We start from the raw sequence: 23,268 nt of genomic DNA on the forward strand, positions 1-23,268 counted from the left end.
GTTTTTCCTTACAAAAACTAAGATAAAACATTATATAAAAAATTAAATTATTTCTTTTTTAAAATAATAAGCAATCTCAAAAAATGAGATTGCTAGAAATCAAAATCATTTAGATTTTCTAAATTTTGAAGCTTTTTGACTAATTCCTCAGCCTTTTCTAAAGAAAGTGCTATGCTAGCATTAGAAAGAAATTTATCTTTTAATTCATCAAAACTTAAAGGATTATCAAAATTTCCTTTATTAATCAGTACATCTTTTTTAATTACTCTTCCATCATTTAAAACAGCTTCTAAATGTCCTGGAAAGTATTTAGGGAAACCACTAGATTTTTTCTTTTCATAGCTAATTTTTTTAGCAAATTCTATTAGTTCAGCTCTATTTAAATTTTCATAAGATTTTAAAGTGATCTTACCATCAAAAAATGCCAAAGCCATTAAAAAAGGCATGGAAAATTTAGCAGCATAAGCACTTTGTGGAGTGTATTTTGCTTCTATTGGATCACAGATAAATGAAATTGGCACCTCATCTACAAAACAATGCAAACTTTTGATATCTTGTGCTTTTAAGCCATCATTTCTTAAACTCATAGCACAATCAATAAGCCCATGTGCAAAATGACAACTTGGATAAGGTTTTAGTGAAACTTGCATTACTTGCCAAATTTCATTCAAGCCCTTACAAAGTTCATTTTTATCACACTCATCTTCTAAGCCAAAAGTTCTAAAAATATTATCCCTTCCTTCAAATATACTCAAAGGACCACTCATATTAGCTTTTGCGAAATTTGCTACTAAAATTCCATTTTTCAAAGCATTAGCTATGTGTAAAACTTTAGAATTAGAACCATTAGATAAAAACTCATTTACCCCACTTGCAAAACTTCCTGCTAAACCTAGAGCATTGATGATTTGTTCTTTGTTTAAATCAAGTAAAACACAACTTGCAGCTACACTACCAAAAATTCCTGCTATAGCTGTAGTATGAAAGCCGCGTTTATGGAAACTTCCTTTGCTTGCTATACCCACTCTAGCAGCAATTTCCCAACCAACTATAAAAGCTTTTAAAACTTTTTTTCCATCTTTACTTACACTAAATCCATAAGTTAAACAAAGTGGAGTTAAAATAGCACTAGCGTGCAAAATAGCTTCAGTATGAGTATCATCAAAATCAAGGGCATGCGCTGCAATAGCATTTACCATCGCAGCATAAATTACATCAAGCTTTTTATCTTCACTCCAAATTTTTTCACTAGGATTTACGCTTAAAGCTTCAAAAGCCTTAGTCGCATTTAAAACACAAGCTTCATTTTTAGCAGCTAGGGCTGTTCCTAGTGCATCAAGCATAAGCTCTTTTGCTCTTTGCTTTACTTCACTAGGGATAGCTTCATAGTCTAAATTTACGATAAATTCGGCTAGTTTTTCACTTAAATACATTTTTTCCTACTTTAGAATTGGTGCATTAGCGATTTTTTCTAAGAACTCATCAACTAATTTTGGTGCATAACCTACATAAGTTGTAGCATCCATTAAAACATCAATATCTTTTTCACTTAAAACCTTACTCACACGCTCATCTTCAAGTAAAACTTCTTTGAAAGTTTTATGATTTTCTATACCTCTCATAGCATTTTCATAAACAATTTCATGTGCATGTTGCTTACCATAATGATCACTCAAAGCAAACATCACGCGTTCTGCTAATACAAAACCATTAAGCGTATCAAGATTTTTTAACATTTTGTCTTTTTTAACTTCTAAATCATCAAAAACAAATTTCATATTTGCCAATACCACTGAAAGCATTAAAAACGCTTCTGGTAAAAGCTTCCATTCCATTTTCCAAACTTGACCATCTCTTTCATGCTCATGTCTTTCTATATCGCTTAAAATTGCAATATTAGCTCTTAGAGCATTACTTACAGTCACTGCATTTTCACTTACTGCTGGATTTCTTTTATGAGGCATAGTAGAGCTTCCTACTTGACCTTTTCCAAAAGGCTCAGCAATTTCATCGATTTCATTATGAGCTAAGATTAAAAGTTGATGTGCGATTTTGTTAAAGGTTGCATTGATATTACCTAAAACATAACCAAGCTCAATAAAACGATCTCTTGCTGGTTGCCATGAGATATCAGGAACTTCTAAACCTAAACTTTCTAAAGTAAGTTTTTCTACTTCATTAGCTTTGTCACTTAAACTTGCTTTAGTTCCCACTGCACCTACAATTAATCCTACATATAATCTTTTTTCAAGTTCAATAATTCTTTCATAGTGGCGATTAAGCTCACTTAGCCAAATTGCAACTTTGTGTCCAAAAGTTATAGGTAAAGCTTGTAAAGCTAAGGTTCTTCCCATCATTGCAGTATTTTTATGCTCTTTTGCGATTTTTGCTAAATTTTTAGCTATATCTTTTAAATCTTGCTTGATTAAAGCCATAGCTTCTTTAAATTGTAAAACTATACCTGTATCAATGATATCTTGTGTTGTTACACCAAAATGCACATATTCACCAAGACCATTTTCGCAAGCTTTTTCTAAACCACGCACAGTAGGTACTAAAGGGTGTTTAGTCTTTTTAAACTCAGCAAAAATAAAATCCATATCCATAAATTTATAATGAGCTTTTTTAGCTATTTCTATAGCTGCTTCATTAGGAATAATGCCAAGTTTTGCTTGAGCTTTTGCTAGGGCAGCTTCTACATCAAGCCATTTTTGAATTCTATTTTCTTCGCTAAAAATAGCTCTCATTGCAGGAGTACTCCAAGAATCTTGAAGCAACCTCATATCAAATACACTCACACCCATGTTTTATCCTTTAAAATTTATTTTTTCAAATGCTTGTTTTAAATCAGCAATCAAATCCTTACTATCTTCAAGACCTATATGAAATCTCACAAAAGGTCCTCTAGCGCTCCAATCTGTTGCTGTTCTTGGCGGAGTAGTAACAGTAGCTAAACTCTCATATCCACCCCAGCTTGCACCGATTGAAAAATACTCTAAATTATCTACAAATTTAATGGCTTGTTCTTTTGAAATACCATCTGCAAATTCAATCGTTACCATACCATTAGCGCCTTTATGATCACGCATAAAAACTTCATGATTTGGATGAGTTTTTAATTTTGGATAAAAGATTGTTTTAACTTCTTTTCTACTTTGTAAAAACTCTACTACCTCATCTGCACTTTTTTCATGTGCTTTCATTCTTACATCTAAAGTTCTCATACCACGAAGCACCAAATAAGCATCATCAGGACTTGTGGTAAATCCTAAAGCTTCTGGTAATTTGTCAAAATTTTTCCATTCTTTTTCATTAATCACTACTATACCCATAGTAACATCTGAATGCCCACTTAAGTACTTAGTCGCTGCAATTACTGAAATATCTACTCCGAGCTCAAGCGGATTTAAAAAATACCCACTTGAATAGGTATTATCAATCGCTACTGGTATGTTATGTTTGTGCGCAATTTCACAAAGTTTTGGCAAGTCTATGATTTCATAAAGTATAGAACCTGGGCTTTCACAAAGGATTAATTTTGTATTTGGTTTGATCTTTTCTTCTACATCAGAGGCATCAGCTTTTAAAAAGTCAATTTCTACGCCCATTTTAGTTAAAAATAAATCACAAATTGTTCTAACAGGTCCATAAATAGCATCAGTAATTAAAAAATGAGCATCTTTACTAGCATAATTTAAAAGCACCATAGCTAATGCTGCAAGCCCTGTTGGGAAAAGTTGTGCCCTATAACCACCCTCAAGCTCACAAATAAGTTTTTCAAGTTCAAAATTTGTAGCTGTTCCTCTAGCACCATAACTTAAAACACGATCTGTTTTTCTTAACTCACGGTATTTTTGCCAAGTTGCGTGATCTTTAAAAAGTATAGTTGATGCACGCATTAGGGTTGGATTAACTGATCTTACTTCAGCGTTTTGATCGCCTCTTCCTAGGTGGATTAATTTAGTTTTATTATTCATTTTAAGTCCTTTTTACAAATAAACATAAGTCATAATCACATTAACAATAGCAGCTACAAGCATAGGAATAGCTGTTCTTTTTACAACTTGTAATGGATTTACTTTAGCCATAGCTGAAATCGCCAAAATAGCAGGCGCAATAGGCGAAACACATCTACCAAAACCTGTCATGATTTGAATAGGTGCTATCATAGCTATGGTTTCAACACCAAAAGATTTTGCTATATTTGGGATAAGTGGTGCAAAAGAGAAAAATGCTGCATTTCCTGAACCCATTAAAAATGCACACACAGCAAGCAAAATAGAAACTGCTATGATGATAGCAAGCACTCCAAAACCTGCATCTTTTGCAAAACCTATTAAAGTATCCACAAAGCCAACTGATAAAAGTCCGCTTGCAAAAACTTGACCACAAACGATCAAAGAAACTGTGATTACAAACAAATGCCCCATACCTTTGAAAAATACCATGATAGAATTTAAAGTATTAATCAAACTTCTATAACGAATGATTTCAAAAATAATTGCTATAAAGGTTGAAATCATCATAGCAACCGGCACATTCATTTTAATAGCAGTAGATGAAGCTGCTTTAACTTCTTCCATAGTAGTAAGCCCCATTAACACCATAATGCTATCTAAAACACTACTAAAACCCAAAATTAACACTAAAGGTATAATAGGTAAAATCGCATAAATTCTAGGTGGCTTTTTAAGCTCTTCACTTTTGCCATCATGCTCTGCTAATTCTTTTTCAACATCATCACGGTTAAATGTGAAATTTTCTTTTTTATCAAAATATTTTGAGCAAAAATAAATCGCAATACCTACTGCTATGATAATAGGCACAGTTGTAGGAAGCTGATAATGCACAAAATATACCGCAGGATCAATTTCAGCTGTTTTTGCAGCTAAAATTACATTACCACTACCTGGGCCATGGTCAATATATTGACAAATAGCGATAATTGAAAGTGCAGAAAGTTTAGAAACACCTGAGCGCACCAAAATAGGATACATTGTAACCATAAGCAAAAGTGCTAAACCTGCATGTGAAGGAATAAAAAGCACTAAAAACTGGATTACAAAATATGAAACTAGCAATAAAATATAAGGTGATTTTACTGCCTTTAAAGGTCTTTCAAATACTTTAAATAAAGCATAGCTTGCACCCACATGATCCATATAAGCAGAAAATCCTGCTATACACATCAAAGTAAGTCCAAGACCTGCTAGAGTACTTGACATTTTAGTATTTACTACTTGGAAAATATCAAAAAGACCTAAATGTAAAGATTGCTTTTCACTAATAATAGGAGAAAGTCCAAAAATTCCTGCTAAAGCTAACAAGAATAAACCACTTAAAAGCAACGCCATATGGGCGTTGATTTTTTTATAGAGCATAAATACAAGTAAAAATACAGAACATCCTGCAAAAAATAAACCCAACATGCTCTATCCTTTATGAGCAATAACCTCTATCTCCACTTTTGCTCCCTTAGGAAGATCTTTTACCGCAAAAGCACTTCTTGCAGGATATGGAGCTGCGAAAAATTCAGAATAAACCTCATTGAAAGCCACAAAATCATCAATATTTGCTAAAAAGCAAGTCGTTTTAACTACATTGTTAAAATAAAGATTATTTTCTTCCAATATAGCCTTAATATTTAACAATGATTGTCTTGTTTGCTCTTTCACATCTTCACTTTCTATATTTCCGCTTTCTGGATTAATAGGAAGTTGTCCTGAAATAAACAACAAACCATTAGCTTCTCTATAAGCTGAATATGGTCCTATAGCCTTTGGATAATTTGCCATGTATACTCCTTGTGTTTAAATGAAATCATAATATAATATTATCATCATAATAATAAATTGTCAATATTTTTTTATCATAATAATAATTTTTTTTATTGTTGTAAATATTAACAACTTTGATGAAAATATTTTGTAAAATAACAAAAAACAACAAAAAGGTCTAGATCATGGATGAGCAACAAAAAGAATTATTTATCAAACTTACTCAGTTTTTAGGACAGGTACTTGGAGATCAATACGAAATCGTTTTTCATGTGATTTCAGATGAGGGTTCATATATAGCAGCCATTGCAAATAACCACATTAGCGGAAGAACCATTAATTCTCCACTAACCTCTTTTGCAAGTGAGCTTGTACAAGAAAAAGAGTATTTAAATAAAGACTTTTTATGTGATTATAAGGCAAAGGTTGGAAAGTCTAAGATTGTTACTGGATCAACTTTTTTTATAAAAAATCAAAATAAAATTGTGGGAATTTTATGTATAAATCATGATACCACAGAGCTTAGAAATGCTATTAGTAAAATCATAGAACTTGAAAAAATCAATGATTTTAGTGATTTATTAGATATTCATAATCAAAACAATGTAAATTTACACAATGTGAGTAATATAGAAACACTTAGTCATTCTATAGAAGATATTTTAGCCGAAAACATAGACTTAAAATATTTAAATTCAGGATACAGCTTAAGCACTGAGCAAAAAGATGAAATTATCAAAAAGCTTCACTCAAAAGGAATTTTTAACATTAAAGGAAGCATACCTATAGTTGCTAAGTCGCTTAATATATCAGAACCTAGCGTCTATAGGTATTTACAAAAACTTAAAAATAGCCTTTTATAACTAAAAAACTATTTGTGATATAAAATAAGCACTTACAACAGCGCCGATAATTAGAGCAAAACCCGGTCTTAAGTAAGAGTGATTGATCACAAATTTACCTATTTTTGTTGTACCTGTTCTATCAAAAGCCACACATGCTATTTGATTAGCTCCTGGGACTATAAAATCTCCACTCACACAAGGATAAAGCACGATAAGAATTTGAGGAGGAATTCCCAAACTCACGCCCAAAGGCATCAAAGCTGCGACTGTTGCAGCTGGAGAAAAAATCACCATAGAAAAGGCAAATAAAGCTACACCAAATAAATACGGATAATCCTCTACAATATGCGATAAAGAATCGCTAAATAAAGGCTTATAAGCTTCAAAAAATGTTCCTGTCATCCAAGCTATACCAAAAACCCCTACAACGCCTATAAGTCCTGATTTAAATACAGAAGCTTCACCAAGTTTATTAGCAGGAACTTTAGCAAAAAGCATAATCAAACAAGCTGTTGCAAGCATAATCATTTGGATTAAATTTGGAGTAGAAAGTCTTTCTATTTTACCATTTGCAAGCTCATAATGAGGCAATAAATTTGTAAAAGTCCCAAAGAAAATAATGGTTAAAATCCCCAAAGCAAATATCAATAAAGCTCTTTTAACTTTAGGATCTGTTTCTTGTTTATCTTCTTGTTTATCTTGAGTTAAAAACTGATATTCCCCTGCTCTTACTCTTCTTTGAAATTCCTCATCTTGCTCAAGCTCTTTTCCTCTTTTAAAAACACTCAAACAAGCACATATAACACCAATTAAAAATGCTGGCATTACCACGGCTAATATTTGAACAAGCCCTACACCACTAACAGCTAAAATAGCCACCATACCTGCAGTGGCTGCACTCATAGGAGAAGCCACCACTGCAATACCTGCTGCTATAACTGAAACCGAAAGTGGTCTTTCAGGGCGAATTTTAGCTTGAGCAGCTACTTCAGCAATCACTGGATAAACAGAAAAAGCTACATAAGTAGTACCACAAAATATTGTAAAAGTGGATGTGATTAATGGACCCATAAAAACAATAGCTTGAGGTTTTTTCTTTAATGCTTTTTCAGCTATTTTTACCAGTAAATCAAGCCCACCTGCACTTTGTAAAACACTCACGCAAGTAATCACAGCAAGTATAATAAACACAACACTTACAGGAAGTGAAGCTGGTTGCATACCAAAGACTAAAACCAAAATACACATACCAAGCCCACCTGCAACCCCAAGTCCTATACCACCATATCTACCACCTATGGCTATCATAGAAAAAATAATAAAAAGTTGAAGTATAAAAATAATATCCATCTAATCTTCGCCCTCCCTTATTGTTTATTTTTTACATTTATCTAACAATTCTTTTGCATGTTCAATTTGCTCTAATACTACTTTTGTTCCTGTACCACCATAAGAAAGTCTTGCGTCTATACAAGTTTCTAAAGCAATCGCTTCATAAATATCTTCTTGGATATTTTCATTAAATTGATGGAATTCTTCCATGCTAAGCTCTTCAAGCATTTTTCCATGTTTAATACAATAATTTACAGCACCACCAACTATACTATGAGCTTCTCTAAATGGTATATTTTTTCTTACTAAATAATCAGCCATATCTGTGGCATTTGAAAATCCTTTTGCGGCTGCTGCTCTTGTATTATTAGCATTTACTTGCATTTTTTCTATCATAGGAGTTATGATTTTCAAACTTGCCATTAAAGTATCCATAGAATCATAAACTTGAGCCTTATCTTCACTCATATCAGTATTATAAGCTAGTGGAATACCTTTCATAATAGTTAGCATTGCCATAACATTGCCATACATTCTACCTGTCTTACCACGCATTTTTTCAGCTACATCAGGATTTTTCTTTTGAGGCATTATACTTGAACCTGTACAAAAATCATCACTTAATTCTATAAATTTAAAATCTTGACTTGAAAAAAGTATAAGCTCTTCACAAAAACGACTAAGGTGCATAAAGCACATTGCAGCAATAGCAGTAAATTCAACCATGTGATCTCTATCGCTAACGCTATCAATGCTATTTTCTGTTGGTTTAGTAAAACCTAGTTCTTTGGCACAAAAATGTCTGTCTATATTAAATGTGGTTCCACCAAGTGCAGCTGCTCCTAAAGGACACTCATTCATTCTTTTATATAAATCCTCAAAACGAGAATAATCCCTACTTAACATCCAAAAATACGCCATGATCCAGTGTGAAAAAAGTACCGGTTGACCGGTTTGTAAATGTGTATAACCTGGCATAATAGCTTTGATATTTTTTTGAGCTTGATGGATAATTTCTTCTTGTAAAGTAGTAATTTGAGTTAATACTTCTTTAATAACAGCTCTCATGTGAATTTTTGAATCAAGCGTAGTTTGGTCATTTCTACTTCTTGCAGTGTGAAGTTTTCCACCTACTGGGCCTACAATTTGTGTCATTCTTTTTTCTACAGCCATATGAATATCCTCATCAGCTATATTAAAAACAAAGGTTCCATTTTGAATTTCTTCTCTAACTTGTTCTAAGCCCTTGATGATAGTCTTTGCTTCATCTTCTTTTATAATACCTTGTTTTGCAAGCATGGTGCAGTGAATTATACTTCCTTGTATATCAAAAGGAGCAAGTCTTGGCTCAACTGGCAGTGAAGCTGTGTATTCTTCAACTAATTTGTTTGTAGGCAAATCAAAACGTCCACCCCATAATTTCTCTACTTTTTGTGACATATTTATCCTTCTATTTACAAATAAAAGGATAATTTTATAATTTTTATTTTTTCAAAGAGTTTAACTTTTCTTTCTTTTAAAAATTTTCAACACAGCAAAAGCTATTTTTTTAAGAAAACTTTTTTTAGAATGCTTTGTTAAAAACTCTACTATATCTCTATGCCCAAACATTAGTGCAAAAGTAAAAGGTGTCATACCAAGACCATTATTTTCATCAATATTTGCTCCATATTCTACCAAAAGCTTACACATAGGTAAATATCCTTTAAAACACACCCCTGCTAATGGAGTTTGTCCTCTATCATTTTTCTCATCTACCCTAGCATTATTTTCTAGTAAAAACTTAGCACATTCATAAGCATTATGATAACTTGCAAGCATTAAAAGACTATCGCCTTTGTGATTTTTTAAATTCACGCTCAAACCTGCTTCTATCATAATCTTTAAATTTTGCAAATCATTTTTTCTTGCGTAATCAAAAGCCATAGCACAAAGTTCTTGAATTCTTTTTTCTTCTTCATTGCTAAACATATTTTTCCTTTTATAATCTTTAGTTTGCCACTTTAAAGTGGCAAGTAAAAATTACATTTTCAAGGCTTTTTTAATACCATTTGCATATTCACTTGAAATTTTTTCAAAATGACTTAATGCTCTTTGTATGATTTTTTCATCAACTCCACTCATAGAAGCAGCGATATTTTTAAATAATTGCTCTTTTTGTTCTTGATTCATTATATTAAATAAAGCTCTTGGTTGAGTATAAAAATCATCATCAAGTGGAGCATATCTTTGCGCGCTACCTTCAAGTGCTAAGTCAGGCTCAAGATAGCTTTTATCTTCTTTTGGGCTATCATCATAACTATTTGGCTCATAATAAGCAAGGCCATTTTTATAAGTGTCAAAATTCATAGCTCCTGCTATATTATAAGTATTTACTTCACTTTTTGCACGATTAACTGGCAATAAATGATAATTTGTCCCTATGCGGTATCTGTGTGCATCAGGATAAGAAAAGATTCTAGCTTGTAACATTTTATCAGGACTAAAACCGATACCAGGAACAATATTGCTTGGGCTAAATGCAGCTTGTTCTACTTCATTAAAGTAATTTTGCACATTTTTATTAAGTACTAATTCGCCTACTTCAATTAAAGGCACAATACTATGTGGCCAAACTTTAGTTAAATCAAAAGGATTAAAACCTAATTTTTCTGCTTCACCTTCTTTTAAAACTTGAATTTGGAAAGTCCATTTTGGAAAATCTCCTTTTTCAATAGCTTCATATAAATCTCTTTGATGACTTTCTCTATCATTTGCTATTAAATTTGCCGCTTCCTCGTTAGTTAAATTTTTAATGCCTTGCTTGGTTTTAAAATGAAATTTCACCCAAAATCTTTCATTTTTATCATTAATCAAACTATAAGTGTGACTTCCAAAACCATGCATATGACGATAACTTGCAGGAATTCCTCTATCGCTCATTAAAATAGTAACTTGGTGTAAGCTTTCAGGACAAAGGCTCCAAAAATCCCATGCAGCATTATTACTTCTTAAATGAGTTCTTGGATCTCTTTTTTGAGTATGGATAAAATCAGGAAATTTATATGCATCTCTTATAAAAAATGTCGGAGTATTATTACCTACTAAATCCCAATTTCCTTCTTTAGTATAAAATTTAATAGCAAAACCCCTTACATCTCTTTCTGCATCAGCAGCACCTGCTTCGCCTGCAACGGTTGAAAATCTTATAAATAAAGGTGTGCTTTCTCCAAGCTGTAAAACTTTTGCTTTAGTGTATTGAGAAATATCTTTAGTAATTTTAAGTTCTCCATAAGCACCACTTCCTTTTGCGTGAACAGTTCTTTCTGGAATTCTTTCTCTATTTTGATGAGCAAGTTTTTCAAGTAAAATATAATCTTGCATTAAAAGCGGACCTTTAGCACCCGCGCTTAATGAATTTTGATTATCGGCTATGATATTTCCAAAATCATTTGTTAGTTTTTTCATTGTGTCTCCTTTTTAAATAATAATTTTTATTATTTGATAAATTATATCCCTATATTATTAAAATAAAATTAAACGATAAAAATTATCATTATTTAAAAAATGATTATAAAATTCTTATTTTTAAAAAAATAATCTTTTTTTAAGCATAATTATTTTTATTTTGTATTAAAATTGTTAAAAAATAAGAATAAGCATTCTTATTTTAAATATTTTTACTACAAAATTAATAAAAAAAAGGAGAGCTTATGGATAAGGAAACAAGAACTTATTATATTAAATTAGTTAAATTTCTCGCAGAAGCCTTGGGTAGAAATTATGAAATAGTCTTGCACGATGTAAGTGAAGATGGAGCTAATATAGCAGAAATTGCTAATAACCATATTAGCAAAAGAACTATAAATTCACCCCTAACTGGTTTTGCTATTGAAATGATTAAAAATAAAATCTATTTAGAGCGTGATTATATAACACATTATAAAACCTCAGCTAAAAGCTCACAAGTAATGTCAGGCTCTACTTTTTTTATCAAAAAAGATGAAAAACTTGAGGGTTTGCTTTGTATTAATCATGATACTTCAGCGTTTAAAAAAATCTCTGATGAAATTTTAAATCTTGGAAATATTTATGATAATTCTTATGAAAGTCCTGAGCAAGAAAACAAAGAATATATAAAACTTGATTTAGAAGAAATTGTTGAAGATATTACGGGTATGGATATTGAAAGTTTTAAAAGTAAAAGCTTAAAACCAAAAGAAAAGCAAAAAATGATAGCTAGTTTATACGAAAAAGGCGTATTTAATGTAAAGGGTGTTATTCCTAAGGTTGCTGAGCTTTTGAGCATTTCAGAACCTAGTGTTTATAGACATTTACAAAAGATTAAATAATCATAATTTAAAAAAATTATAATTTTTGATACAATAACACTTTAAATTTTATAAAAGGAAAAATATGGCTGATGATATGATGGATGAACAAGGCGAATCAAAGAAAAAAGGTGGCAATACTTTAGTAATTATTATCGTTGTATTTTTATTTGTATTTTTGCTTGTAATTGTAGGAGCGATTGCTTATTTAATGTTTAGCGGTGGTTCTGAAGAAAATCCTGCTCCGCAAGCTGAAGAAAGCGCACAAGTTGCACAAGCTCCTAAAAAAACAAATGCTGTAGCAGCTAGAGGGAGTGATTATGCAAATATCGGCGTGATGTATCCTTTAGCACCTTTTACACTAAATTTATTAAGTGATGGTGGATCAAGATATGTAAAATGCACCATTCAACTTGAACAAAATGTTGAAACTCTAACTCCTGAGCTTGATAAAAAAGTTGCTATTATTAGAGATATTATCATTAGAACTTTAACTTCAAAAACCTTTGAAGAAGTAAGCACCACAAAGGGTAAAGAAAGATTAAAAGATGAATTAACCGGTAAAATCAATGAGGTTTTAACCGATGGTTTTATCAAAAATATTTATTTTACTGACTTTGTAGTATCTTAATGATAGGCTGTGACATAGTCGTATGCTCTCGCATAGAAAAAATTTATGAAAGACATAAAACGCTTTTCTTGGATAAATTTTTATCCAAGCAAGAGCAAAGTTATATAAAAAATACCAACACTCTAGCAGGATTTTGGGCTATTAAAGAAGCTGCTTCTAAGGCTTTAGGGGTTGGAATTTCTAAAGAATGTTCTTTTTTTGACATCATCATCTCTAAGGATGATAAAAATGCTCCACATATTAGTTTTTCCCAAAAAGTCATACAAGAATTTAAAATCAAATCAGCAAGTGTAAGCGTAGCACATGATGGGGGTTTTGCTATAGCAGTAGTAGCTATAGAAGCTAAGCAAGGTTAAAACCTTGCTTACATATAAAGCCCACCGTTGACTTTTAAAATTTCCCCTGTGATATAAGAAGAATGATCGCTTAATAAAAACGCCACAGCTTGAGCTACCTCGCTTGCATCTGCAAAGCGTTTTAAAGGGATATTATTAATATAATTTTGTTTTATTTCATCACTTAAAACTTCAGTCATATCACTTTTTATGAAACCTGGGGTAATGCAGTTATATCTTATATTTCTTGCAGCACCTTCTTTAGCAAAAGATTTTGTTAATGCTATCATACCACCTTTGCTAGCACTATAATTAGTTTGACCTGCATTTCCCATTTCTCCAACTATAGAAGCGATATTAACAACCGCACCAAAACGCTTTTTACTCATAGTTTTTAATGCCTCTCTACAACCTAAAAAGCTTGAATTTAAATTAGCATTAATCACTGAAGAAAAATCATCCATGCTCATTCTCAGCGCTAATTTATCATTAGTAATACCCGCATTATTAACTAAATAACTAAGCTCACCATCACTTTCTACTATAGTTGCAATAGCGCTTGTAAATTCTTCTTCAATGCTTGCATCAAATTTAATCACAGCTGCAGTACCGCCACTTTTTTCTATCTCTTCTTTTAGCGCATCAGCAAGCTCAGGCTTGCTTCTATAATTAATCCAAACTTTTAAACCATAACTTGCTAATTCTTTGGCTATTGCTGCACCTATACCTTTACTTGCACCTGTTATTAAAACATTTTTTCCACTAAATTTCATTGTTCTCCTTTAAATTAAAATAAAGCCTCATCCATTTCTTTTGGAATAGGTAAGTTTAAAATTTTAAGCACGCTTGGCGCTATATTACTAAGCCCCATGCCCTCTTTGAGTTTATCTACTCTTTTAGCTTCTACAAAAACAAAAACATCAAAGGTTGTGTGGTTAGTAAGCATATTTTCATTTTCATCCCTCATCGCTTCACAGTTTCCATGATCTGAAGTAATAATAAAAGCATAATCATGCTCTCTTGCTTTAGCAATAACCCTACCTAAACACTCATCCACACATTCAACCGCACTAATTGCAGCATTAAAATCACCCGTATGTCCTACCATATCACCATTTGCAAAATTTACTACGATAAAATCTATGCCATTTTCTATACCCTTAAGCACCTCATCTGTGACTTCTTTAGCACTCATTTGAGGTTTTTCATCATATGTTTTTACCTTAGGACTTGGGATTAAAACTCTTGTTTCATTACACTCTAATTCTTCTTTTCCTCCATTAAAGAAAAAGGTTACATGAGCATATTTTTCTGTCTCAGCTGTGTGAAGTTGGCTTAAATTTGCATTAGCTATCACAGAAGCTAAGGTATTATTTAATTCTTCTTTTTCAAACATCACAGGCAGTTTAAAACTCTCATCATACAAACTCATAGTAATGGCATTTTTTACAAGTGCTTCTTTTGAAAATTCATTAAAGCTTTCTTGAGTTAAAGAAGCAACTAATTGACGCATTCTATCATTTCTAAAATTGATAAAAATCACACCATCTTCAGCCTTAATTCCATCAAAGTGTTGACTAACAACTGGGCTTAAAAACTCATCTGTGATATTTTCATCATAGCTTTTTTGTATAAATTGCACAAAATCATCACACTTTGGCGCCTTAGCAAATAAAGCATCATAATAAGACTTAACCCTATCATAGCGCTTATCTCTATCCATAGCATAAAATCTTCCCGATAAAGAAGCAAAATTAACCCTTTCTTTTTCGCAAAATTCCTGTAAAGATTTTATAAATTCTAAACCTGAATTTGGAGGACAATCCCTGCCATCGCTAATTGCATGTGCAAAAACTTCTTTATTTTCTTGCTTACAAATTTTTAAAAGTGCATTAAAATGTGTATGCATAGAATGCACCCCGCCATCACTATAAAGCCCTATAATATGTACTCTTTTGCATTTTTGTAATAAATCTTTTAAAGCCTTATTGTCTTTTAAAGTGTCATTTTCTATGGCTTTATTTATCTTGACTAAATTTTGATAGATTATGCGCCCACTACCTATACACATATGCCCTACTTCGCTATTACCCATTTGACCTTCAGGCAAACCAACTGCCAAACCGCTTGTTTTTATTAAAACATTAGGAGTATTTTCAAAAAGCTTATCATAAGTTGGCTTTTTAGCATGAAAAAAAGCATTATAGTTTGAATTTGTATTATGTCCTATACCATCTGTAATTATCAAAATACATTTTTGACTCATTTTTTACTCTTTTTTATAATTTATTTATGTGATTTTACTAAAATTATGCTTTTAAAAAACAAATATAAGGTTAAAATTTTGCTTTATCTTACAGAATATACAAATTATATGTTTTTTTCTTATATTAGCGTGCGTGCTGGTTTTGCATTTTTTATCGCTTTGTTTTTGAGTTTGTATTTAATGCCAAAATTTATCAAATGGGCTCAAAATAAAAAAGCAAATCAACCTATTTATGAATACGCTCCACAATCACACCAAGCTAAATCTCATACCCCTACTATGGGTGGGCTTGTTTTTATCTTTGCTACTATCATAGCAAGTGTTTTAAGCGCTGATTTAAATAATAGTTTTGTAATTGTTGGATTATTATGTTTGGTATTATTTTGCACTATAGGCTTAGTGGATGATTTGGGTAAAATTTTAAAAAAAGACAATCATGCAGGGCTAAGCCCAAAAATGAAGCTTCTAGGACAATTTAGCGCTGCTTTTATCTGTGTTGGATTATTATATTTATTTGATATAAATACTGAATTTTATTTACCTTTTTACAAACATGCTATATTTGATGGTGGTATGTTTATGTTGTTTTTATGGATTTTAGTCATTGTATCAAGCTCTAATGCTGTGAATTTAACTGATGGGCTTGATGGTCTTGCAACCGTGCCTTCTATATTTTCTCTTTTAAGCCTTGGTGCTTTTTTATATTTAAGTGGAAATGCTATTTATAGTTCTTATTTATTTTTACCTAAAATTCAAGGTCTAGGAGAACTTGTGGTACTAAGCTCAGCTTTAGTTGGCGCGCTTATGGGATTTTTGTGGTATAACTGCTATCCTGCACAAGTTTTTATGGGAGATAGCGGGAGTTTAAGTATAGGGGCGTTTTTAGGCTATCTTGGCATAGTAAGTAAAAATGAAATTTTACTTTTACTGATAGGTTTTGTATTTGTTTTAGAAACTATTTCAGTGATTTTACAAGTAGGAAGTTTTAAAATCTTTAACAAAAGAGTATTTAAAATGGCACCTATTCATCATCATTTTGAAAAAATAGGTTGGGTGGAAAATAAAATCATCGTGCGTTTTTGGATGATAGCCTTACTTGCAAATATCATTGCATTAATTAGTATAAAGTTAAGATAATGAAAATTTCACTTTTTGGATACGGAAAAACAACTAAAGCTTTTGCACAGCGTTTTGGAAATTGCGATATTTATGATGATCATTTTACAAATATAAGTAAGGATGAATTTAACAATACACTTTTACCGCCTTGTGAATTTGATCCTTTAAAAAGTGACTTAGAAATTCCAAGCCCTGGTTTTCCAAGTGATCATCTTCTCATACAGCAAGCAAGAAATTTAAGTAGTGAGTATGATTTTTTTTATGATGGTATGCCAAAAAGTGTTTGGATAAGCGGAACAAATGGCAAAACCACCACCACTCAAATGACACATCATCTCTTAAAACACATTAACGCACAAATGGGAGCAAATATAGGAACTCCTTTAGCACAAATGGACGCTAATGCTAAATTATGGATTTTAGAAAGCTCATCTTTTTCACTTTTTTACACCAAAGTAGCTAAACCTGAAATTTATGCGCTTTTACCTATCACACCTGATCATCTTTCTTGGCATAAAAGCTTTGAAAATTACGAGCGAGCAAAGCTTAGCGTGCTTGATAGAATGAATGAAAATGATGTGGTGATTTTGCCTAAAAAATATGAGGCTTATCTGACTCATGCTTATGTTATAAGCTATGAAGATGAGCAAGATTTAGCTAAAAAAATGCAAATTGACTTAGAAAAAATTCATTTTAAAACTCCATTTTTACTTGATGCACTTATTGCCTTAAGTATAGAAAAAATCATACTAGATCGTTGCTCTTACGAGCTTTTAAATGAGTTTAAAATAGAAAAAAATAAACTTGAAGAAATATTTGATCATAAAAATAGACTTTGGGTAAATGATACTAAAGCAACTAATTTGGATGCTAGTTTAGCTGCTCTTAAACGCTATAAGGATAAAAAAATTCATCTTATCATAGGTGGGGATGATAAGGGAGTGGATTTAAGTGCTTTATTTGCTTTTATGAAAGAGCTTGATATAGAGCTTTATGCCATAGGAAAAAGCACTAATAAAATGCTTGAATATGCTAAAAATGCTAATTTAAAAGCACATTTTTGTGAGTTTTTACCTAAAGCAGTAGAAAAAATCAATCAAAACTTAACTAATGATGAAGTAGCCCTGCTAAGCCCTGCTTGTGCGAGCTTAGATCAGTTTAAGTCTTATGAAGAAAGAGGGGAGCTTTTTAAAAAATGTATTCAAGAATTAAGCTAAATCTTTTTGAACGCAAAGTTTTAAAAACTCACATAAATTTATAAATTTCTTGCTTGGTTCTTTATTTTTATGATAAATCAAGCAAAGCTCTCTTGAAATTTTAAAATTTTTTAATCTCACTTCAAATAAGCTTTTAGTTTCAAGTTCTTCTTTAACGCTAAATTTGGGTAAAACTGCTAAAAATTTACCTTTTTTAACCAACTCTTTTATCATAGCAGTTGAGTTTAGCTCATAAGCTAAATTAAGCTTTATATCTTTAGGCAAAGCATTTAAAAACACTTCTTTTGCACCTGAACCTTGCTCACGACTTAACCATTTAAAATCCTTTAACTCATCTATGAAAAATTCTTTTTTGAAGTCATTTTTACTCACCACAATAAGCTCATCATCACAAATTTTAATCTTTTTTATATCCTTATCTTTGCAAATTCCTTCAATCAAACCTATATCTATTTCTTTATCTAAAATATCTTTGATAATATTTTGACTATTATCCAAAGACAAATTTAACTTGATATTTTCTGCCTTTTGATCTAAAAAAGATCCTAGTAAATAAGTGCCTACATTTTGGCTAACTTTCATACTTATTTCATAGCTTTGATCATCTTGCATTGCTTTTTCTATGCGCTCAAATTCTAAAATCAAAGGAGTGATTTGTTTTAAAAAAACCTTTCCTTTTTCATTTAAGCTTAAAAATTTAGCATTTCTATCAAAAAGCTTGGTGTTTAAACTTTTTTCAAGTTCAAATATAGCTAAAGACAAAGCAGATTGAGTTATACTTAATTCTTTAGCACAAGCTCTTAAATTTAAATTTCTACACAAAGCTTGAAAATATTTTATTTGTTTAAAAGTCATAAGTACTCTTTTGATAAATATTTTTAATCATTATATCAAATAAAATTAATTTTACTTATCATAAAAAAATCATTAAGATTACAAAAAAACAAAAAAAAGGAAAAATTCATGCATAAAAATATATATAAAAATAGAAAATTTGAAGCTTTTTTACTGCTTTTTACTCTTGCTTTTTGTGCTTTTGCTATTTCTGAGCTTAATTTTTTTAAAAATCTTGGAATTTCAGCTTTAATCATAGCTGTAATTTTGGGAGCTTTAATAGGAAATTTAGCTCATCAAAATGCAAATTTACTCAAAAAATCAGGAGTTTTAAACATAGCAACAAAAGAAATTTTAAGACTTGGGATTATACTTTATGGCTTTAGAATTACTTTTAATGATTTAGAAAAAGTTGGATTAAATGGAATTTTACTAGCATTTTTAGTAGTGTTTTCTACCTTTTTTATAGGGCTTTTATTAGGAAAATTATTTAAACTTGATCTTAAAGAAAGCATACTTATAAGTAGCGGCTCAAGCATTTGTGGAGCAGCTGCTGTGATGGCAAGTGAGAGCGTTGTTAAAGGTGGCTCTGCTAAAGTTGGCGTGGCAGTTTGCACTGTGGTTGTGTTTGGAACTTTGGGGATGTTTTTATATCCTTTGGCTTGGAATTTAGGCTGGTTTGATTTTTTTAGTTTAAAGCAAATGGGGTATTTCATGGGAGCAAGCTTGCATGAAGTTGCACATGCCGTTGCAGCAGGTGAAGCTGTGCAAGCAGGAGATGGTGCTGTCATAGAAAAAATGATGCGTGTTTTAATGCTAGTGCCTTTTTTAATTTTTCTAAGTCTTTTTTCATTGAAATTTCTAAACAAAAATAATGAAAAAATTTCCATTAAATCAAATATTCCTTATTTTGCCTTATGGTTTTTATTTGCATGTGGTATTAGCTCACTTGAAATATTAAATACCAATTTTGCACTTAACTATATAAAATCAAGCATACAAACCATAGACACACTTTTACTTTCTATGGCTATGGTAGCTTTGGGAGTTAATATCCATAAAAATGTTTTAAAAAATGCAGGTTTTAAACCATTTTTGATGGCATTTTTGCTTTTTATATGGTTAATCTTTATATCAATTAACTTAATTTTCCTATTAAATTTATAATATGTTTCATTATGAAACATATTATAGTATTTTATATTTTTTATTAATTTAATATTTATTTTTTACTACTTTATATTTAAATAGTATTATAATTGAGATGAAATAAATACCAAAAAAAGGAGCTAACATGTTTACGCCTAAAACAAAATGTGAATTAGTTGCTCTTGTTAGAGAAGAGCTTATTGCCTTAGATGAAATCGATGTAAGCTTAATCACGGATATGTCTTATTTATTCTACTATTCTACTAGGACTAATTTTAATGGTATAGAAAAATGGGATGTATCAAATGTTAAAGATATGTCTTATATGTTTTATTGCTGCAAAAGCTTTAATCATGATATTTCTAAATGGAATGTTAGAAATGTTGAAAACATGGAAGGAATGTTTTTTGATTGTGAATCTTTTGATCAAGACTTATCTTCTTGGAATATGTCAAATGTTAAAGATACCAAGTATATGTTTTGTAATTGTCTTAAATTTAATCATAAAGTAGAAAATTGGGATGTGCATAATGCCATTACAATGGCACATATGTTTGAAAACTGCAAACAATTTGATCAAGATTTATCAAGATGGGATGTACACAATGCTAAAACAATGGCGTTTTTATTGCACAATTGTACTAATTTTCATCATGATGTTAAAAAATTAGATATTGACAAAAACTGCAATGTTCAAAAAATACTAGGACATGAAGAAATACAAAATAAATATGCTATAAAACATTAATCACAAGGTAAGCTATTGCTTACCTGCTTGGTTAATCCAAAGCCCCATAGCAATCACAACAATAACCTGCCCTAAAAATCCTTGAAATACACTAAATAATCTTAACAAAGAACTAACAGGTGTTACATCGCCAAAGCCTATCGTTAGCATAGTAACTCCACTAAAATAATAACAATCAACCAAACCTTTTATTCTATTTTGAATTTGAGGTTTTAAGTCATCATCTAAAGACCAAAAATTATGAATTCCTCTTATAGGGGTTTGAAACTGCACCTCTATAACTTTTTCTTGCAAATCCACAATATCTAAATTTTCATTTTTTTGAGTAGCTATTAACATTCTATTATAATTATCTACATCACAAGAAAAATAATACAAATTCCCATACGCAAACCATATCAAAACATAAGCATATAAAATAATAAAAAATTTTTCTTTAATATTAATCTTACTACTAAAAGCAGCCCAAATACTAATAAGCAAAAACATCATCAATGCTATAGCCACCATAATAGGAATAATATTTAAAATTAAAAATAAAATTTCAGAAGTAATTTTACCTGTTGCATAAATAGCAAGCTCATCAAATAAAAAACTACAAAACAAAGGCACCACAGCAAGCAAAGTCCAAACAAAAAGAAATTGTTTGGTGCTTTTATGATAAATGCTAATATAGTGATTTAAAAGTCTATGGTGCAACATTAGCGAATCAGCAACAAAGGTTTTTTAGCCTTAGTTAAAATATCATTTGTCAAACTACCAAATAAAATACTTTTTAACCAATGATGTGAATAAGCCCCCATAATCAATAAATCTATATCATTTTGCTCACCAAAATCAAATAAAGCTTGAATAATCTCTCCACTTAAATGCTGAGTTTGTACATTTAAATTTGCTTCTTTAAAAATTTGACTTACTTGAGCTAATAACTCACAAGAAGCTTTTTCATCTTTAGATACATTTACCACATAACGCTTTGCTTCTTTAAAAATAGGTCTTTTAATGGCTTGCTCTATAGCCTTTTTAGCTAAATTACTCCCATCATAAGCCATCATCACACTTTTAATCTCTTTAAAAGCAGAATTTACAAGCAAAATAGGCACATTTAAAGCTCTTACTAATTCTTCTGTGTGAATGCCTATTTTATTTTTCTTACCTCCGCCTTTTAAACCTGCTATGGCTAATCTTATTTGATCATTGTATTCTTTTAAAACCTCTTCTAAATCTCCATCTCTTTGCACACTAAAGCATTCTTTTACGCCTTGTTCTTTTGCGTAAGCACAAAATTCTTCTAAAATTCTTTGCCCTTTTTTGCAAAGATTTTCATTTTTTTGACTTTGCTCTTCTACCAAATCTTCAATCACACACCCACTAGCACCTATGCCAAAACTACAAGCTAATTCAGCATTAGTAAAATTTGGTTCTATAGTGTATAAAAACATTAAAGGTAAATCTAGCTTTTTAGCTAAATACACCCCATAATGTAAACTTTCCCTACAAGGCTCTAAAACATCCACACAAACTAGAATTTTTTCCATTTAATATCCTTTTGTAGTATTAATCTTGTGCTTTTTGTGCTATTAAAACACCTTCTATGATTTTTTTAATATCCCCATCTAAGATATTATCAACCTGCGAAAAAGCTTCATTTGAGCGTGTATCTTTAACTTGTTGATAAGGAAAAAGCACATAAGAGCGGATTTGATGCCCCCAACCTATCTCACTTTTTTCACTTAAATTTGCTTCATCTTGTTGTTTCATAAGCTCAAGCTCATAAAGGCGTGATTTTAGCATTTTAAAAGCTGTGGCTTTGTTTTTATGTTGGCTTCTATCATTTTGACATTGCACTACTATACCACTTGGCATATGAGTTATACGCACTGCTGATTCAGTTTTATTAACATGTTGTCCACCTGCCCCGCTTGCTCTATAATAATCAATCCTTATATCTTTTTCTTCAATTTCTATTTCTATATCATCATCAAGTTCAGGAGAAACCATCACACTAGAAAAACTCGTATGGCGGCGTCCTGCACTATCAAATGGAGAAGTTCTTACTAAACGATGAATGCCATTTTCAGCTTTTAAATACCCATAAGCATTTTCACCTTTTACTAAAAAGCTAACATCTTTAAGTCCTGCTTCTTCGCCTTCTTGAAAGTCGAGTGTTTCTACTTTAAAACCTTCTCTTTCACAAAATCTCAAATACATCCTATAAAGCATACTAGCCCAGTCATTACTCTCCGTTCCGCCCGCTCCTGGATGAATGGAAACTATAGCGTTTTTACCATCATTTTCCCCACTTAAAAGCATAGAAATTTCAAGATTTACAATAAGATCTTCTAGCTTGTTTGCATCTTCAAATAAAGCTTCTATAGTATCTAAGTCATTTTCACTATTAGCAAGATCAAAAAGCTCACTTGCATCATTTAAAGCATTATTTGCATTTTCATAATTTTTAAGTAAATTTGAAATTTTAGTTTTTTCTTTACCTATCACTCCTGCTTGTTTTACATCACTCCAAAAAGAAGGAGAATTTTCTAAATTTTCTATTTCTTTTAATCTTGCTTTTATCTCTTCAGGCTTGATGATAGAAGCGATATTTCCAACTTTATTTTTTAATTTTTTTAAAAGTTCGCCGTATTCGTAATTATCCATAAAAATTTTCTTTCTAATTTTGATATAATTTAATCTTATAATTTTAG

The 23,268-nt window shown here is 31.1% G+C and carries 23 protein-coding genes; 8 read left to right on the top strand and 15 right to left on the bottom strand.

What is annotated here, in order from left to right:
- Nucleotides 1-92: 92 nt before the first annotated feature.
- Genes CAMP18497_RS00795 through CAMP18497_RS00815 form a run of 5 tightly spaced genes read right to left on the bottom strand, consistent with a single transcriptional unit; the run spans nt 93 to nt 5,795 of the window.
- Nucleotides 93-1,433 (bottom strand): MmgE/PrpD family protein, encoded by a 1,341-nt coding sequence (locus CAMP18497_RS00795; RefSeq protein ID WP_337212135.1) that lies wholly within the window; start codon nt 1,431-1,433, stop codon nt 93-95.
- A 6-nt stretch (nt 1,434-1,439) separates the two neighbouring features.
- Nucleotides 1,440-2,804: an adenylosuccinate lyase gene (purB, locus tag CAMP18497_RS00800; RefSeq protein ID WP_263678466.1), complete on the bottom strand. Its 1,365-nt coding sequence runs from the start codon at nt 2,802-2,804 to the stop codon at nt 1,440-1,442.
- A gap of 3 nt (nt 2,805-2,807) precedes the next feature.
- Nucleotides 2,808-3,977, bottom strand: a complete 1,170-nt coding sequence (gene metC / locus CAMP18497_RS00805; protein WP_337198136.1) for a cystathionine beta-lyase — start codon at nt 3,975-3,977, stop codon at nt 2,808-2,810.
- Nucleotides 3,978-3,989: 12 nt separating this feature from the next.
- On the bottom strand, nt 3,990-5,429 hold the full coding sequence (gene dcuC / locus CAMP18497_RS00810; RefSeq protein ID WP_337212136.1) for a C4-dicarboxylate transporter DcuC: 1,440 nt from the start codon (nt 5,427-5,429) through the stop codon (nt 3,990-3,992).
- A 3-nt stretch (nt 5,430-5,432) separates the two neighbouring features.
- Complete coding sequence (locus CAMP18497_RS00815; protein WP_012661024.1) at nt 5,433-5,795, bottom strand: Rid family detoxifying hydrolase; 363 nt, start codon at nt 5,793-5,795, stop codon at nt 5,433-5,435.
- Between the two features lie 167 nt (nt 5,796-5,962).
- On the opposite strand from CAMP18497_RS00815, the gene CAMP18497_RS00820 reads away from it, so the two are divergent.
- Complete coding sequence (locus tag CAMP18497_RS00820) at nt 5,963-6,640, top strand: helix-turn-helix transcriptional regulator (protein WP_337212137.1); 678 nt, start codon at nt 5,963-5,965, stop codon at nt 6,638-6,640.
- Here the strand turns inward: CAMP18497_RS00820 and CAMP18497_RS00825 are convergent, their stop codons facing one another.
- From CAMP18497_RS00825 to CAMP18497_RS00840, 4 genes are read right to left on the bottom strand one after another with little or no spacing between them, the layout of a single operon-like run.
- Nucleotides 6,641-7,972, bottom strand: a complete 1,332-nt coding sequence (locus CAMP18497_RS00825; protein ID WP_263677428.1) for an anaerobic C4-dicarboxylate transporter family protein — start codon at nt 7,970-7,972, stop codon at nt 6,641-6,643.
- Between the two features lie 24 nt (nt 7,973-7,996).
- Nucleotides 7,997-9,394, bottom strand: a complete 1,398-nt coding sequence (argH, locus tag CAMP18497_RS00830; protein ID WP_337212138.1) for an argininosuccinate lyase — start codon at nt 9,392-9,394, stop codon at nt 7,997-7,999.
- A 60-nt stretch (nt 9,395-9,454) separates the two neighbouring features.
- Nucleotides 9,455-9,925, bottom strand: coding sequence for an ankyrin repeat domain-containing protein (locus CAMP18497_RS00835; RefSeq protein WP_337212139.1), 471 nt, complete (start codon nt 9,923-9,925; stop codon nt 9,455-9,457).
- Between the two features lie 51 nt (nt 9,926-9,976).
- The gene (locus CAMP18497_RS00840; RefSeq protein WP_337212140.1) at nt 9,977-11,401 is read right to left on the bottom strand and encodes a catalase; all 1,425 of its coding nucleotides are present in this window, start codon (nt 11,399-11,401) and stop codon (nt 9,977-9,979) included.
- A gap of 245 nt (nt 11,402-11,646) precedes the next feature.
- Between CAMP18497_RS00840 and CAMP18497_RS00845 the strand changes: the two genes are divergently transcribed.
- From CAMP18497_RS00845 to acpS, 3 genes are all read left to right on the top strand, one after another.
- Entirely contained in the window at nt 11,647-12,285 is a 639-nt protein-coding gene (locus CAMP18497_RS00845; RefSeq protein ID WP_214125995.1) for a helix-turn-helix transcriptional regulator, read from the top strand.
- 64 nt (nt 12,286-12,349) lie between these two features.
- Nucleotides 12,350-12,895, top strand: a complete 546-nt coding sequence (gene fliL / locus CAMP18497_RS00850; RefSeq protein WP_404842191.1) for a flagellar basal body-associated protein FliL — start codon at nt 12,350-12,352, stop codon at nt 12,893-12,895.
- Nucleotides 12,895-13,251 (top strand): holo-ACP synthase, encoded by a 357-nt coding sequence (acpS, locus tag CAMP18497_RS00855; RefSeq protein ID WP_337212141.1) that lies wholly within the window; start codon nt 12,895-12,897, stop codon nt 13,249-13,251. Before fliL ends, acpS begins: the two co-directional genes overlap by 1 nt.
- 8 nt (nt 13,252-13,259) lie before the next feature.
- Here the strand turns inward: acpS and fabG are convergent, their stop codons facing one another.
- Nucleotides 13,260-14,003 (bottom strand): 3-oxoacyl-ACP reductase FabG, encoded by a 744-nt coding sequence (fabG, locus tag CAMP18497_RS00860; protein ID WP_337212142.1) that lies wholly within the window; start codon nt 14,001-14,003, stop codon nt 13,260-13,262.
- 14 nt (nt 14,004-14,017) lie between these two features.
- Nucleotides 14,018-15,496, bottom strand: a complete 1,479-nt coding sequence (gene gpmI, locus CAMP18497_RS00865; RefSeq protein ID WP_337212143.1) for a 2,3-bisphosphoglycerate-independent phosphoglycerate mutase — start codon at nt 15,494-15,496, stop codon at nt 14,018-14,020.
- 78 nt (nt 15,497-15,574) lie between these two features.
- Between gpmI and mraY the strand changes: the two genes are divergently transcribed.
- Nucleotides 15,575-16,633, top strand: coding sequence for a phospho-N-acetylmuramoyl-pentapeptide-transferase (mraY, locus tag CAMP18497_RS00870; protein WP_214125069.1), 1,059 nt, complete (start codon nt 15,575-15,577; stop codon nt 16,631-16,633).
- The gene (gene murD / locus CAMP18497_RS00875) at nt 16,633-17,832 is read left to right on the top strand and encodes a UDP-N-acetylmuramoyl-L-alanine--D-glutamate ligase (protein ID WP_337212144.1); all 1,200 of its coding nucleotides are present in this window, start codon (nt 16,633-16,635) and stop codon (nt 17,830-17,832) included. Before mraY ends, murD begins: the two co-directional genes overlap by 1 nt.
- Here murD and CAMP18497_RS00880 read toward each other — a convergent pair.
- Nucleotides 17,824-18,687 (bottom strand): LysR family transcriptional regulator, encoded by an 864-nt coding sequence (locus CAMP18497_RS00880; RefSeq protein WP_263677418.1) that lies wholly within the window; start codon nt 18,685-18,687, stop codon nt 17,824-17,826. The two genes, murD and CAMP18497_RS00880, sit on opposite strands and share 9 nt — an antisense overlap.
- Before the next feature lie 108 nt (nt 18,688-18,795).
- On the opposite strand from CAMP18497_RS00880, the gene CAMP18497_RS00885 reads away from it, so the two are divergent.
- Both CAMP18497_RS00885 and CAMP18497_RS00890 read left to right on the top strand, forming a co-directional pair.
- Complete coding sequence (locus tag CAMP18497_RS00885; RefSeq protein ID WP_337212145.1) at nt 18,796-19,833, top strand: YeiH family protein; 1,038 nt, start codon at nt 18,796-18,798, stop codon at nt 19,831-19,833.
- 127 nt (nt 19,834-19,960) lie between these two features.
- The gene (locus tag CAMP18497_RS00890; protein WP_337212146.1) at nt 19,961-20,563 is read left to right on the top strand and encodes a BspA family leucine-rich repeat surface protein; all 603 of its coding nucleotides are present in this window, start codon (nt 19,961-19,963) and stop codon (nt 20,561-20,563) included.
- A 12-nt stretch (nt 20,564-20,575) separates the two neighbouring features.
- Here CAMP18497_RS00890 and CAMP18497_RS00895 read toward each other — a convergent pair whose 3' ends face one another.
- Genes CAMP18497_RS00895 through prfB form a run of 3 tightly spaced genes read right to left on the bottom strand, consistent with a single transcriptional unit; the run spans nt 20,576 to nt 23,221 of the window.
- On the bottom strand, nt 20,576-21,265 hold the full coding sequence (locus tag CAMP18497_RS00895) for a potassium channel family protein (protein ID WP_337212147.1): 690 nt from the start codon (nt 21,263-21,265) through the stop codon (nt 20,576-20,578).
- Entirely contained in the window at nt 21,265-22,101 is an 837-nt protein-coding gene (locus CAMP18497_RS00900) for a universal stress protein (protein WP_337212148.1), read from the bottom strand. The genes CAMP18497_RS00895 and CAMP18497_RS00900 overlap by 1 nt, the downstream gene beginning before the upstream one ends.
- 19 nt (nt 22,102-22,120) lie before the next feature.
- Nucleotides 22,121-23,221 carry a peptide chain release factor 2 gene (prfB, locus tag CAMP18497_RS00905; RefSeq protein WP_337212149.1) on the bottom strand — a complete coding sequence of 367 codons (1,101 nt, stop codon included), beginning with the start codon at nt 23,219-23,221 and terminating at the stop codon, nt 22,121-22,123.
- Nucleotides 23,222-23,268: the final 47 nt, after the last annotated feature.

The organism is Campylobacter sp. W0066.1 (genome assembly GCF_024723635.1).
Lineage (GTDB): Bacteria > Campylobacterota > Campylobacteria > Campylobacterales > Campylobacteraceae > Campylobacter_D > Campylobacter_D lari_C.